The 14,416-nt window shown below is 25.6% G+C and carries 13 protein-coding genes and 9 tRNA genes; 18 read left to right on the top strand and 4 right to left on the bottom strand.

Going from position 1 to position 14,416, the window contains the following annotated elements:
- Window positions 1-103 precede the first annotated feature (103 nt).
- Together D500_RS00850 and D500_RS00845 are read left to right on the top strand one after the other, a co-directional pair.
- The gene (locus D500_RS00850; RefSeq protein ID WP_008364120.1) at window positions 104-1,297 is read left to right on the top strand and encodes a MalY/PatB family protein; all 1,194 of its coding nucleotides are present in this window, start codon (window positions 104-106) and stop codon (window positions 1,295-1,297) included.
- Window positions 1,298-1,306: 9 nt separating this feature from the next.
- On the top strand, window positions 1,307-1,708 hold the full coding sequence (locus D500_RS00845; protein WP_008364123.1) for a RidA family protein: 402 nt from the start codon (window positions 1,307-1,309) through the stop codon (window positions 1,706-1,708).
- Window positions 1,709-1,749: 41 nt separating this feature from the next.
- Here D500_RS00845 and D500_RS00840 read toward each other — a convergent pair whose 3' ends face one another.
- The 3 genes from D500_RS00840 to D500_RS00830 all read right to left on the bottom strand — a co-directional run bounded on the left by D500_RS00840 (window position 1,750) and on the right by D500_RS00830 (window position 5,680).
- Complete coding sequence (locus D500_RS00840; protein WP_008364125.1) at window positions 1,750-2,694, bottom strand: BspA family leucine-rich repeat surface protein; 945 nt, start codon at window positions 2,692-2,694, stop codon at window positions 1,750-1,752.
- Window positions 2,695-2,894: 200 nt separating this feature from the next.
- Window positions 2,895-4,187, bottom strand: coding sequence for a BspA family leucine-rich repeat surface protein (locus tag D500_RS00835; protein ID WP_239759461.1), 1,293 nt, complete (start codon window positions 4,185-4,187; stop codon window positions 2,895-2,897).
- A 173-nt stretch (window positions 4,188-4,360) separates the two neighbouring features.
- Window positions 4,361-5,680, bottom strand: a complete 1,320-nt coding sequence (locus tag D500_RS00830; protein ID WP_239759460.1) for a BspA family leucine-rich repeat surface protein — start codon at window positions 5,678-5,680, stop codon at window positions 4,361-4,363.
- Between the two features lie 182 nt (window positions 5,681-5,862).
- On the opposite strand from D500_RS00830, the gene D500_RS00825 reads away from it, so the two are divergent.
- The 16 genes from D500_RS00825 (at window position 5,863) to D500_RS00750 (ending at window position 13,527) form a co-directional block, all read left to right on the top strand.
- Complete coding sequence (locus D500_RS00825) at window positions 5,863-7,005, top strand: alpha/beta hydrolase (protein WP_008363454.1); 1,143 nt, start codon at window positions 5,863-5,865, stop codon at window positions 7,003-7,005.
- Between the two features lie 181 nt (window positions 7,006-7,186).
- Window positions 7,187-7,263: transfer RNA gene (locus D500_RS00820), tRNA-Arg, on the top strand.
- Window positions 7,264-7,312: 49 nt separating this feature from the next.
- Window positions 7,313-7,389, top strand: a tRNA-Pro gene (locus D500_RS00815).
- Window positions 7,390-7,399: 10 nt separating this feature from the next.
- Window positions 7,400-7,475 (top strand) — tRNA-Ala (locus tag D500_RS00810).
- A gap of 4 nt (window positions 7,476-7,479) precedes the next feature.
- Window positions 7,480-7,556: transfer RNA gene (locus D500_RS00805), tRNA-Met, on the top strand.
- Between the two features lie 13 nt (window positions 7,557-7,569).
- Window positions 7,570-7,646 (top strand) — tRNA-Ile (locus D500_RS00800).
- Between the two features lie 40 nt (window positions 7,647-7,686).
- Window positions 7,687-7,779, top strand: a tRNA-Ser gene (locus D500_RS00795).
- 23 nt (window positions 7,780-7,802) lie between these two features.
- Window positions 7,803-7,878 (top strand) — tRNA-Met (locus D500_RS00790).
- Between the two features lie 2 nt (window positions 7,879-7,880).
- Window positions 7,881-7,957: transfer RNA gene (locus D500_RS00785), tRNA-Asp, on the top strand.
- 6 nt (window positions 7,958-7,963) lie between these two features.
- A tRNA-Phe gene (locus D500_RS00780) sits at window positions 7,964-8,039 on the top strand.
- A gap of 103 nt (window positions 8,040-8,142) precedes the next feature.
- The gene (gene nagB, locus D500_RS00775; RefSeq protein ID WP_008363456.1) at window positions 8,143-8,877 is read left to right on the top strand and encodes a glucosamine-6-phosphate deaminase; all 735 of its coding nucleotides are present in this window, start codon (window positions 8,143-8,145) and stop codon (window positions 8,875-8,877) included.
- A 97-nt stretch (window positions 8,878-8,974) separates the two neighbouring features.
- Window positions 8,975-9,721, top strand: a complete 747-nt coding sequence (gene tpiA, locus D500_RS00770; RefSeq protein WP_008363459.1) for a triose-phosphate isomerase — start codon at window positions 8,975-8,977, stop codon at window positions 9,719-9,721.
- Window positions 9,714-10,550, top strand: a complete 837-nt coding sequence (locus D500_RS00765; protein ID WP_008363461.1) for an HAD-IIB family hydrolase — start codon at window positions 9,714-9,716, stop codon at window positions 10,548-10,550. Before tpiA ends, D500_RS00765 begins: the two co-directional genes overlap by 8 nt.
- 2 nt (window positions 10,551-10,552) lie before the next feature.
- Complete coding sequence (gene gpmI, locus D500_RS00760) at window positions 10,553-12,148, top strand: 2,3-bisphosphoglycerate-independent phosphoglycerate mutase (protein WP_008363462.1); 1,596 nt, start codon at window positions 10,553-10,555, stop codon at window positions 12,146-12,148.
- 106 nt (window positions 12,149-12,254) lie between these two features.
- Window positions 12,255-12,854: a DUF6088 family protein gene (locus D500_RS00755; protein WP_008363464.1), complete on the top strand. Its 600-nt coding sequence runs from the start codon at window positions 12,255-12,257 to the stop codon at window positions 12,852-12,854.
- 1 nt (window position 12,855) lies between these two features.
- Window positions 12,856-13,527, top strand: coding sequence for a nucleotidyl transferase AbiEii/AbiGii toxin family protein (locus D500_RS00750; protein WP_008363466.1), 672 nt, complete (start codon window positions 12,856-12,858; stop codon window positions 13,525-13,527).
- A 214-nt stretch (window positions 13,528-13,741) separates the two neighbouring features.
- On the opposite strand, the gene deoC is transcribed toward D500_RS00750, so the two are convergent.
- Complete coding sequence (gene deoC, locus D500_RS00745; protein ID WP_008363468.1) at window positions 13,742-14,410, bottom strand: deoxyribose-phosphate aldolase; 669 nt, start codon at window positions 14,408-14,410, stop codon at window positions 13,742-13,744.
- Window positions 14,411-14,416: the final 6 nt, after the last annotated feature.

The following is a 14,416-nucleotide window of genomic DNA, read 5'->3' as shown; positions in this document are numbered from 1 at the left end:
TAACAAAATCATTAATTTTAATTACTAGGTAGAATTTTAGTTTATTTATAAAAGCTTTAACTAACTAAAAAATGAAATTTTATAATTAGATTGAGGTGAAAAGATGTCTAAAAGTTTAATAAAAAATTTTAATAAAAGCTTTAATAGATCTAAAACTCATGAAAGAAGATGATGCAAAGATAATATTAAACAATCATATGAATTAAATAATTATAATAATTTTTTAAACTATTCTATAGCTGATACTAACTTTAAAACTCCACAAATTATAACTAATACAATAATTAAAAGAGCAAAACAAGCTTCTTATAGTTATACTTGTAGTATTGAAAAAAGCTTAGATGCCATTAAAACTTGATATAAAAACTTACATAATATTAATTTAGAAACTGATCAAATTATTTTAGGTCATGGAACTATTAGTGCTTTAATTCAAGCTATTCAAACACTAAGTAATGTAAATGATAATATTTTAATTCAATCTCCAGTTTATAAACCTTTTCAAACTACTATACAACTAAATAATAGAAACATAATAGATAACCCATTAGTTTATAAAGATCATAATTATGAAATTGATTTTATTGACTTTGAAAATAAAATAAAAACTTATAATGTAAAAATGTTTATTTTATGTTCTCCACACAATCCTTCAGGAGTAGTTTGAACTAAACAAGATCTTTTAAAAATCATTGATATTTGTAGTAAATATAATGTAATTATAGTTAGTGATGAAGTACATGGTGATATTGTTTTAAAAGATAAATTTTATTCTTTATTAGAATTTGATATTAAAAATAATAACTATGTTGTAGTTAGTTCACCAAATAAAATGTTTAACTTAGCTGGATTAAAAGGTTCTTATTTAATTAGTAAAAATAAAGAAATACTAGATAAAATAAAACAACAATATTTAATTAATGGGTTTGGTTTATTTAATAGTTTTTATCAACAAGCTTTAATAAGTGCTTATACTAGTGATGATGTTTTAATATGAGTAAAAGAGTTTAAAGAATATGTTTTTAATAACTATATGTATTTAAAAACTCATCTTTTAGATCTATATAAAGAACTAGATTATATAGATCTAAAAGCAACTTATTTAGTATGAATTAAGTTTAATCATATAAGTGTAGAAGAATTTAAAAATAACTTAAAACAAAACAATTTAATTATTAATCTAGCACAAGATTTTTATACTAGTCAAACTGATTGATTTAGAATAAATATTGCTTGTCCTAGAAGTGAATTAAAGCAATTAATTAATAAATTAAAAATATGTTTAAAATTAAATTAGGAGGTTAATATGAAAATAATTAGTACTAATAAAGCCCCAAAAGCTATTGGCCCATACAGTCAAGCTGTTCAAATTTGTAATGGTACTTTATATTTATCTGGTCAATTAGGATTAGACCCTCAAACTATGGTTTTAGAAAATAATATAGAATTACAAACTAAAAGATGTTTAAATAATATTTATGAAATTTTAAAACAAGCAGAATATGAAAAAACTGATGTAGTTAAAACTTTAGTTTTATTAAAAGATATTAAAGATTTTTCATTAGTAAATAGTATTTATGAAGATTTTTTTAAAGATCATAAACCTGCTAGAAGTGCTTTTCAAGTAGCAGCTCTTCCAAAAGATGCTTTGATTGAAATTGAAGTAATTGCTTATAAAAAAGAAAATAATTGTTGTTCAAGTAAATAGATAATAAAAAATGCAGAAATTATATTATTTCTGCATTTTTGTTATTTAGATTTAATTTTAGATAGTTTGTCTTTTATTCAGTCTTTTGATTTAAAGAATGAGTTTTTTAAAGGACTACGATAATAATATCCAACTCCAGCACCAATTCCTAGAATAGTAAAAGTACCTAAAATAGATCCAACAATAGCTCCAGTGTTAGATGATTTAGATAGTTTTATAGTATTTGTTCTAGCTAATGGTATTTTATAAAGGTTGTCTGTTGGTTGTTTAGATATTTTATGATCATTATTTGGTATTTCATTTTCTTTTAATACTTTATTGTCAATTCTAGACAATGGTGTATTGTTGATAGGTTTTTCAGGTTCAATAAAAGTTCACTTAGGTTGCTTTGTTTTATCTAATCCAAACTTATTATTCTTAACATTAGGACTTACATTTCATTCTTGTAAATTATGACTAAATCCTTCTGCTTTATTAAACATTTCTTCAAAATTTGTTACTTTTGAAACGTCTCATTTTGATATATCTTGATTAAAAGATTTAGTACCATAAAACATTTTACTCATATCAGTTACTTTAGATGTATTTCAATTCTTTATGCTTGGATCATTAATGTATCCATTATTAATAAAAACACCTGACATATCAATTATATTTGAAGTATCTCAAGCAACTGTTCATTTAACATTTTGTCTATTACCAACAAATGCATTTTTTAAACTATTAATTTCACTAGGTAATTGAGCAGCAATTTCTGTAACAGTTGGAGGAATAGTTTTTATTCTAATGTTTTTCCCATCTCTATAATAACCAATTTTAGTAAGTTTTTTTCAAAAACCTGAGCCTTCCAATTTGTGATCGGCTAAACTATTTGACATATTATAATTTATTTCATAATTTTTATTAATATTACTAAATAACACAAAACCTGATGAAATTAAAAATGTAGCACTATTAATAATTAAAATGGTTAATAATTTCTTCATTACTTTACTTTCTAACTTACTTTTTTAAGTATGTAAATTATGCATTTCGATTATATAGATTATAAAAACCGTGTCAATACCAAATTTCATAAAGTCTTTATGCTATTGAAACCCAAAGCTTTAATAAAAGGTTTTGAGTATAAAAAAAAGCAGGTTATCTAGTTAGATAATACTGCATTTTATTCATATTATATTTTTTATTATTTTTTAGACTTGATCTTAGATAGTCTATCTTTAATTTTAGTTTTTGACTTATTATAGAATTCCTTTAAACCACCCTTTGTTTTAACATAAACCGGTTTCATTTTATCTGCTGATTTTAAATAAAAGTTCTTTAGATTTTTACGATAATAATATCCAGCTCCAGCACCAATTCCTAAAAGTGAAAAAGTTCCTAAAACAGCTCCAGCAATAACTGCTGCATTTGATGAGTTTGATTTTAATACAGTGTTAGGTCTATAACTTGGAATCTTGTAAAGATTTTTATCACTTTTATGATCATCTTCTTTATTTTTCGTAGAACTTTCATTTTCATTCTTAGGTTGTTCTATTTTTTCTTCCTTAGGAATTTCATTATCTAAGTTAAGTTTTCCACTAAGTGTATCTGGTTTATCTTTTGGTGCTGAATTGACAGGTGGTTGTTCTACAAGTGAATTAGGTTTTATAATTGATGTTTCATTATCTGGCATTACATTATTATCGCTAGAAATTAAAGGATTAGAATCATCTGATCTAGTAGATATATCAGAATTACTTGACGCTGAACCTGAAGTTGCAGGAGGTTGTGCTTGTGGTTTAACATATCACATTGGATGTAAATTTGTATCTAAGCCAAAATCATTTTTATTAACTTCAGTTTTCATTAATCAATTATTTAAATTTTGCTTAAATTCTGGAGTATTCTTAAACATTTTGCTCATATCCTTAGCATTTTTAAGTTTTTCTCCTCAATCTAATGGCTTATTACCATTATTAAACTCATTTGCTTCTTCAAACATACTTTGGAAATTTCTTACATTTGAAACATTTCAACTTGATAAGTCTTGATTAAATTTCTTTGCTTTATGAAACATTCTACTCATATCTGTTACTTTTGAAGTATCTCATTTTTTTATACTTTCGTCATTTAATCAAATTGCATCATAAAACATACCACTCATATCAGTAATATTTTTTGTGTCTCATGGCTTTTCTCAACGAATATGTTGTTTATTGCCATAAAAAGCATTCCTTAAACTTGTAATTTGTTCTGGTAATTCTGCAGCAATTACTGAAATAGTTGGCGGTATTTGCTCTATTATATAATTATTTCCAGATTTGTAATAACCAATACTGGTCAATTTATTACCAGATTTTGTATGTCTTTTTATTCAACTTATAGCCTTATAATTTATTTTTTGATTCTCATTATTAAAATTACTCATCATTGAAATTGCTGATATTGCTAAAAGCATAGTATTCAGGCTCATAAACATGAGTAGTTTTTTTCTCATAAATTCACTCTCTTATTTAATTGTTTTCTTTTTAATTATAAAAATTATGCCTTTTCATTATATAGAATATAAAAAATGTGTCAACGATAAATTTTTAATTTAAGGAGAAGAAACACAAAAAAGCAGGTTATCTAGCTAGATAATACTGCACTTTATTCATATTACATTTTTTATTATTTTTTAGACTTAATCTTAGATAATTTACTTTTAATTTTAGTTTTTGCTTTATTATAAAATTCTTTTAAACCATCCTTTGTTTTAGCATAAACCGGTTTCATTTTATCTGCTGATTTTAAATAAAAGTTCTTTAGATTTTTACGATAATAATATCCAGCTCCAGCACCAATTCCTAAAAGTGAAAATGTGCCTGAAACTGCTCCAGCAATAACTGCTGCATTTGATGAGTTTGATTTTAATATAATGTTAGGTTTTTGTTTAAAAGAAGGTATTTTATATACATTGTTTTTATTTTCTTTTGGCTGAGTAAACTCATTTGATTGATTGGATTTTTTATCTTTTAATAATGTTTCATTTTCTAAATCGTTATTTTTTGAATCTACTATAGAAACTTCAGTTTCACTTTTTTTAATCTCATTTCCCGATTGTTTTTCTTCAATTTTTTCAGCAGAATTTTCTTGGTTATTAACCGGTGGATTCATAATAATATCTGAAATTATATTATCTGAGTTACCAACAGAATTCGAACCAGATCCTTGTGAAGATAAATTTGAAGATTCATCAGAACGAATAAGTGGTGTACTAGGTGGGGTTTGAACTAGTGGTTCAGTAAATCATTTTGGTTGTCTTTTTTCTTCTAATCCAAAATTTTTATAATTCACTTTTTTTGTCAGTATTCAACTATCTAAACTATGTTTAAAATCAGAAGCTTTGTTAAACATACTTTTCATATTTTCAGCTTTATTTAGCTTGCCTTCTCATTTTAAAGGTTTATTTCCATTATTAAACTCAGATGCATCATCAAACATACCTTCAAAATTTTTAACATTAGAAACATCCCAACTTGAAATATCTTGATTAAAACTTTTTGCTTTTTTAAACATTTTACTCATATCAGTTACTTTTGAAGTATTTCATTTTTTTATGCTAGAATCATTTATTCAATTAGCATCATAAAAAACACTACTCATATCAGTTATGTTTTTAGTATCTCATTGTTTTTCAAAACGAACACCTTGTCTATTTCCGTAAAAAGCATTTCTTAAACTTGTTATTTCTTCAGGTAAATCTGCTGCAACTACTTCAACAGTTGGCGGAATTTGACTTATTATTGCCTTTCCATCTTTATAGTAATACCCTATTTTTGTTATTTTCTTTTTAGTCTTGTTGTCTGCAAACTGATGTTCAACTTTTTTTCCTTTACTATTATAATTAATCTTATTATTATCCCCATTATTTCTATTAACTAACATAACACCAGCTGTTATTAAAAACACAGCACTAGTACTAGTTAAAATAGTTAATAATTTTTTCATTATTTCACTCTCTACTTACTTATTATTTTTACATCACAACACATTATATACACTCATCAATTTAAATCAAATCTAAAAAAAAAAAAAAAAACTGGTATAATTATTTATTAATTTAAAATAATCTAATTAAACTATTAAAATTAATACTATTAACAAATAAAAAATAATACTAAAATAATTCTATGAAAAAGAAAAAAAGAGAGTCTTTTAAAAAAAGACTAGGTAAAAAAATTTTTAAAACTATTAAAAAACCTTTTAAATTTATTTACTGACTAGCAGGTAATTTAACTATATTTAAACCAAATAAAAAACTTCGTTATATTAGTAAAATTGATGATATTAATAAGCTAAATAAAATCATGAAATACTATTATAAAAAAGAAGAGTTAATGATAACTGATGATAGTAAAATACAAAACGTTAGTTTTTTAACTAGTGATAATCTAAAAATTAAAGCAATTAAATACATTACAAATAAAGATAGTAAAAAATGAATTATTAGTTGTCATTGATTTGCAGGACACAAATATTTAGGTTTAATACATACTAAAGCTTTTATAGAACTTGGTTATAACATTTTATCTTTTGATTTTAGAAATCATGGAGATTCAGATCAAACTGAAGTAATTAGTATGGGTTTATTTGAAAGTATAGATTTAATTAGTGCAATTAATTATTTACTTATTAGCGAAGATGTTCAAATACTTGGGTTATTTGGTATGAGCATGGGTGCTTATGTATGTAATTATGTAGCTATTAATAATAAAGAATTACTAGATAAAGCAAATACTAAATTTATAATAAGTGATTCAACTTATGGATCAATTGAATCACTATTATATAAAAATTGAAAAGAAAGACTAAGACTTTTTATAAGTAGAAAACTAGCTAGAAAAATTATTAATAAAACTATAGATTTACAAAATTTAGCAACTAATCATAACCAAGATGAATTAAACTTATTTAGCTTGTATGAAGATAAAAAAATGACTCCAGCTAATTGTTCTACTTTATTTATACATGGATGTAATGATCAAATAACTTCTCATACTGATTCATTTAGATTATTTGTTAATAGATCTATTTATAATAATGATGATGAGCTTTTAATTTATAATTGATGTAATCATTGTTTTTCTTTTAAAGAACATTATTATCAAACTATTTATAGAACTTTAATGTTTGAAAATAAAATTATTAAAGATAATGATGCTACTAAAATAGCTTTATTAAAAATGGGTATTACAGATGAAGTTATTAAAAATAACTTTAATGAAATAAAAGATGTTCCTACTTTTAGTTTTTCTAAAAATAAGAATAATTAGTATAAAACTAAATTAAAGATTTATAATTTATAAATGTCTTTAGTTTAGTTTTTTAAGTTACTAGAGATTTTTAAAAATTATTATTTTTTTTACTTATTTATATTGTAAATTTGTAATATATTATCTATAATAATAAAGTCATTTAATATGATAAGATAATAACAGACATAAATTTTTATATGCGCCCGTAGATCAATTGGATAGATCGCTTGACTACGGATCAAAAGGTTGGGGGTTCGAGTCCCTCCGGGCGCACCATTTAGAAAATAAAATTGTTATTATCTTTATATATATAATAACAACTATTCGGGAAGTGGCTCAGTTTGGTAGAGCATTCGGTTTGGGACCGAAGGGTCGCAGGTTCGAATCCTGTCTTCCCGACCATTATAATAATGGGCCCTTAGCTCAGCTGGGAGAGCACCTGCCTTGCACGCAGGGGGTCGACGGTTCGATCCCGTTAGGGTCCACCATTATGGCGGGGTAGCTCAGATGGTTAGAGCGTTCGGTTCATACCCGAAAGGTCGAGAGTTCAACTCTCTCCCCCGCTACCATATTTATTATTATGGACCTTTAGCTCAGTTGGTTAGAGCATCCGGCTCATAACCGGACGGTCATTGGTTCAAGTCCAATAAGGTCCACCATATTGAAATAAAAATATTTTAGTATGAATAATGGTAGTACGGAAGATTACCCAAGTCCGGCTGAAGGGATCGGTCTTGAAAACCGAGAGTCGGGGAAACCCGAGCGGGGGTTCGAATCCCTCATCTTCCGCCATTTATTAAGAATTTAAAAACAAACGCGGGGTAGAGCAGTTGGTAGCTCGCCGGGCTCATAACCCGGAGGCCGCAGGTTCGAGTCCTGCCCCCGCAACCAATGGCCCCATAGCGAAGTTGGTTATCGCGCCTCCCTGTCACGGAGGAGATCACGGGTTCGAGTCCCGTTGGGGTCGCCATTTTATGGTCGTGTAGCTCAGTCGGTAGAGCAGCAGACTGAAGCTCTGCGTGTCGGCGGTTCAATTCCGTCCACGACCACCACTTGAAAGTAAAAAAATCCAGTAGTCGCAAGACTACTTTTTTTATATCTAAATTTTATTAAGTATATAATTACTTTATATTTTAAGCTTTTGGAGTAGTAATTATGAAAGTAATAATTTTAGAAAATGAAGATCAAGTTGCAATAACTAGTGCAAAAATTATTAGTGATCAAATTAAAAATAAACCTAATAGTGTATTGGGTTTAGCTACTGGATCAACACCAATAAAAACATATCAACAACTAATTAAAATGTATCAAGATAAAGAAATTAGTTTTAAAAATATCACTGCTTTTAACTTAGATGAATATAAAGATATAGATCCAAATAACGATCAATCTTATCACTATTTTATGGATCATCAATTGTTTAATTTTATTGATATAAATAAAAATAATTGTTATATACCTAATGCTAGTTTTTATAATAATCCTCAACAATATGATGAACTAATTAAAAAATTTAATGGAATTGATTTACAACTTTTAGGACTTGGAATTAATGGTCACATTGGGTTTAATGAACCAAATACTAGTTTTGATTCATTAACTCAAATTGTTGATCTAACACAATCAACTATTAAAGCAAATTCTCGTTTTTTTGATTCAATAGAACTTGTTCCAACTAAAGCAATTTCTATGGGTTTAAAATCAATAATGAATGCTAGAAAAATTTTATTACTAGCAACTGGAATTAATAAAGCTGATGCTATTTTTCATTTAATAGAAGATAAAATTACACCAAATTGACCTTGTTCAATATTACAAAATCATAATGATGTAACAATAATTATTGATAAAAATGCAGCTAGCAAATTAACTAAGAAAAAAGCTAACTAAGTTAGCTTTTTTTAATATCTTATTAATATTATTTATATTTATTAACTTTTTAAAAATATATAATTATATAGGCATTTAATCTGAAAGGTATATAAATATGAAAAAGAAAGTAATTTTTGGTAATTGAAAAATGAATGGGACTAATAAAAGTTTAGAAGATTTTTTATACCAAGTTGATAGTAAAATAAATAATTCAAATATTATTGCAGGACTAGCTGTTCCTTATGTAATGTTACAAACTGGAATTAAGTTAGCAAAAAACATTAAAATAGCTGCTCAAAACGTTCATTTTGAACCTAAAGGTGCTTATACTGGAGAAATTTCAATTCCAATGTTAAAAGAAATTGGAGTTGAATATGTAATTATTGGGCATTCTGAAAGAAGAGAAATGTTTAAAGAAACTGATTTAGATATTAATAAAAAAGCTAAAGCATTATTAGAAAATAATATAACTCCAATTATTTGTTGTGGTGAAAGTTTATTAACTAAAGAAGAAAATAAAACAATTGAATTTGTTAATAATCAAATTAATATAGCATTTAAAGATATTAAAAAAGAAGATGCAATTAAAGCAATTATTGCTTATGAACCAATTTGAGCAATTGGAACTGGAAAAACTGCAACAAGTTTAGATGCTGAAGAAGTATGTAAACAAATTAGAATGAATTTAGCAAATATTTATGATCAAAATACAGCTGATCAAATAGTTATTCAGTATGGTGGAAGTGTTAAACCATCAAACATTCAAGAATATTTAAAAATGCCAAATATCGATGGAGCTTTAGTTGGAGGAGCTTCTTTATTAGCTAATGATTATTTAGGTCTAGTTAACTATAATGAATAAAATAGATGTTAAATTATTAATACTAGATATGGATGGGACTAGTTATCATAAAATGGGTCCTATTATTAAACAAAATATTGAACCTTTAAAAAAAGTTATACAAAAAGGAATTAAAGTAGTTTTTGTAACAGGTAGACCTGTATTAGCAAAACTAAATAGTTTAAAAGATCATGGTTTATTAGTTGAACATCAATTAATTGCAGGATATAATGCTGCTTGTATTTATGATCTAAGCCAAAATCAAATTTTATTATCAAATGTTATTGAATCAGAACAAGCTAAAAAAGTATTTGATTTAGTAACTAGTGATGAATATAAAAATAGTGATATTAAGATTTGAGGATATGTTGATGATCTTAAAACTGTAATTACTAATAAATGAACTAATAACCCAAATGATTATCATTTTGAAACAGCTTTTTTTGATGGTCAAATTCTTGAATATAAAGATGTAAAAGATAATTTTGATTTTAAATTCTTCAAACTTTTAGGTTTTGATGCAAATAAAGAGTTTTATGATATTTTAATAAATAAATTAGAATTCAATGTAGCTACAAACGATCAAAAACTAGCTGAAATTAATAAAAAACACGTTAATAAAAAACTTGCTGTTGAGTGATTTTCAAACTATTTTAATATTGATTTAAAAAACATTGCTGCAATTGGTGATGGAATGAATGATTGAGAAATGATAAATCACGTAGGATATAAAGTAGCTATTAAAAACTCAGTTGATGAAATTAAAAAAATAGCAAACATTTATATTGATAAAACAGCAGAACAAGGTGCAGTTGAAGAATTTATTAAACACTACATACTAGGAGAATAAAAATGAAAGTACAAAGACCGATTTTACTAGCAATTCTAGATGGTTGAGGTATAAGTGAACCAGATAAAGGAAATGCTGTTGATAATGCAGATATGTCATTTGTAAAACAATTAAAACAAACTTATCCTTGAGTCAAAGCTCATGCTTCAGGAAAATGAGTAGGTTTACCAGATAATCAAATGGGTAACTCAGAAGTTGGACATATTCATTTAGGAGCAGGAAGAATTAATTTAGAATCTTTAGCAAAACTAAATCACGAAACTAAAACTAATAATATTGCAAAAAACAAAGAAATTATAGATACTTTTGAATATGTTAAAAATAATAATAGTGCTTTACATTTAATAGGGTTATTTTCAAATGGTGGAGTGCATTCTCATTTTGATCATATGATAGCTATTTATAAAGCTGCTATTAATTATGGGTTAGTAAATATTAAATTTGATTTAATAACTGATGGAAGAGATACTAAACCTAAATTAGCTTATGATTTTATAAAAGATCTATTAGATATAATTAAGCAAAATAATAATATTGGAGTAATTTCATCAATTAGTGGAAGATATTATGCAATGGATCGTGATAAGAGATTTGATCGTTCACGTATTGCTTTTAATGCTTTAGTTACTAGAAAAGATGTAAATTCATTTGATGATATTTTAGATTATATTAAACATGAATATGATAATGATCGTGATGATGAAATGATTATTCCAGCATTTAATAAAAATGATTTAAATGGTAATTTAAAAGCAAATGATGCAATTATTATGACTAATTTCCGTCCTGATAGAGCAATTCAAATTTCTTCAATTTTAACTAATAAAAACTATATAGCTTGATCTGATAAAGCATTTAGTGATACTGAATTTATTGGAGATAAAATTAGATTTGTTTCTATGATGAAATATTCAGATAGTGTTACTTCACCATATATTGCTTATCCTCCAAAACCACTAGAAAACACTTTAGGTCAGTATTTATCTAAATTAGGTTTAAAACAATTAAGAATAGCTGAAACTGAAAAAATAGCTCACGTAACTTTCTTTTTTGATGGAGGAAATGACTATTTTAAAAACGGTTTAGCAACAAATGATGAGATTACTTTAAAAAATGCATACATTGATTTAATACCTTCAGCTAAAGTTGCAACTTATGATTTAAAACCAGAAATGTCAGCTGTTGAAATTACAGATAAACTTTTAGAAGAAGTTAAAAAAGATGAATTTGATTTAATTGTTTTAAACTTTGCAAATTGTGATATGGTTGGTCATACTGGAAATAATAAAGCAACTGAAATTGCATGTAAAACTCTAGATAATCAATTAAAACGTATTCATGATGAATTTGTTTTAAAACATAACGGTATTATGGTAATTACAGCAGATCATGGAAATGCTGAAATTATGATAGATAAAGACGGTCAAGTAAATAAAAAACATACAACTTCACTAGTTCCAATTATAATTACTGATAAAAACATTAAATTAAAACAAAACGATCCAGCAATAGCTAAGATAGCTCCAACTATTTTAGATTTAATGAACATTCAAATTCCAGAAGATATGGAATTAGAATCAATGATTGATCATAATTAAAAAATAATATTTTATTTTAAAGACTAGCTATAGTGCTAGTCTTTTTGTTTTGTTTAATTTATCCCAAATATGATATAATTTTTGGGAAAGGAGGGAATAATATTTTATGTCTTATATATCACAAATACAAAATAGGATAGATGATTTTAGACCTGGCAAAGTTTTTATTAGTCAAGATTTTTTAGATATAGCTTCTAATGAAACTGTTAGAAGAACTTTAAACAAATTAGTAGAAGAAGACAAAATTAAAAGAATTATGAATGGCTTTTACTACAATCCTTCCTTTAGCGAACTTATCCAAGAATATGAAATGTTTACAGTTAATGAACTAGCATTTTCTATTGCAAGAAAATATAATTGAGAAATTGCTCCCTTTGGTATTGCTTGTTTAAATATATTAGGTCTATCAACTCAAGTTCCGGCTAAAATGGCCTATGTTTCTAATGGAAAAAATAAAACTTTTAAAGTTCAACAAAGAGAAATACAATTCAAAAAAGTTAATAATAAAGAAATTTCAAATATGTCTTTAAAAACAAAGGTTGTTATTCAAGCTATTAAAGAAATTGGTAAAGATAAATTAACTAAAAAAGATATTAGTATAATTAGAGATAATTTATCTTCTAATGAAAAACAAAATTTATTAAATGAATCCAAACGCACAACTGTGTGAATTTATGATTATATAAAACAAATTTGTGAGGGATAAAATGAATAAATTTTATGTAAAAACTGATTCTGAATTAAGAATTTTAATAACAAACGCAGCTACTAAGATGAAATTATCAGAAGAAGTTGTTGAAAAAGATTACTGAATCAGTTTCTTATTAGACTACATTTTTAACCAAAACCGTTGATCTAATTCATTTACTTTTAAAGGAGGAACTTCACTTTCGAAATGCTTTAATTTAATTAAAAGATTTTCAGAAGATATTGATTTAATTTTGGATTGAAGGCTTTTTGGCTATCAAGATGATGAACCTTATATACAAAGATCAAAAAGTGGTCAAAACAAATTTAATCTTGAAATGAATGAAAAAGTAACAACTTTTTTAAAAGATGAATTTGTTAAAGTACTAAATGAAGATCTAAAAGAATTTAATTTAGAATTTTGGATTGATCCAAATGATCCAAATAGTGTTTTATGTAAATATCCTCTACTTTTTGAACCAAATTATTTATTTAACAAAATAAAACTAGAAATAGGGTGTCTTGGTAAATGAACTCCTGCTGAACACGTAAAAATTAAACCTTTAATTTCTCAAGTATATCCAGATGTGTTTAAAGAATATTCAACCATAAGAACAATTAATCCCGAAAGAACTTTTTGAGAAAAAGCACTTATTTTACACTCTGTATGTAATAAACCTGATGAAAATTAAGACTAATACCAGATAATTTTAGAATAGAGCAAGTTAAAAAAGATTATATAGATATGAAAAATATGTTTTATGGGCATATTCCATCAATAGAAGAAATCTTTGAAACACTAAAAAAACTCGAAGTTGAAATTAATAGTAAATTAAAGAATTAAAAAAACCTCATATTTTTGATTTTAGTCAAGAATATGAGGTTTATTATTTATAATTTTTACTACTAATAATTGTTTTTATTTTCTTGTTTTAGCATTATTTCAACTGATCCACTAGTTCCTAACCTACTAGCTCCAGCATTAATCATATTAATTGCATCACTATAAGTTCTAATACCACCAGATGCTTTAACTTTAGCTTTATTTTTAACAACTTCAAACATTAATTTAACATCATCAATATTAGCTCCAGATTTGCTAAATCCTGTTGAAGTTTTAACAAAATCAATATTAGCTTTAACAACTAATTCACAAGCTTTTATAATTTCATCTTTTGTTAATAAACAAGTTTCAATAATTGCTTTAACAACATGATCTTTAGCTTGTTTTTTAACTTGAATCATATCATCTAAAACTAATTGATAATCTTTATTTTTTAATGCTGAAATATTAATAACCATATCAATTTCATCAGCACCATCTAAAATTGCTTGTTTTGTTTCAAAAACTTTAGTTTCAGTTTTATTAGCTCCTAATGGAAAACCAATTACATTTGTAATTTTTACATCACTTGATTTTAATAAATCTTTACAAAAACTAGTTCAACAAGGATTAATGCAAACTGACATAAAATCATATTCTATAGCTTGGTTACATAAATTAATAATTTCTTGTTTAGTTGCATCGGGTTTTAAAAGTGTATGATCAATATATTTATTTAATTTAATTTCCATAATTAC

This window comes from Mycoplasma feriruminatoris, assembly GCF_000327395.2.
GTDB lineage: Bacteria > Bacillota_I > Bacilli_A > Mycoplasmatales > Mycoplasmataceae > Mycoplasma > Mycoplasma feriruminatoris.
Note: the sequence above shows the minus strand (reverse complement) of the source record. Positions and strands in the feature narration are given on the sequence as shown.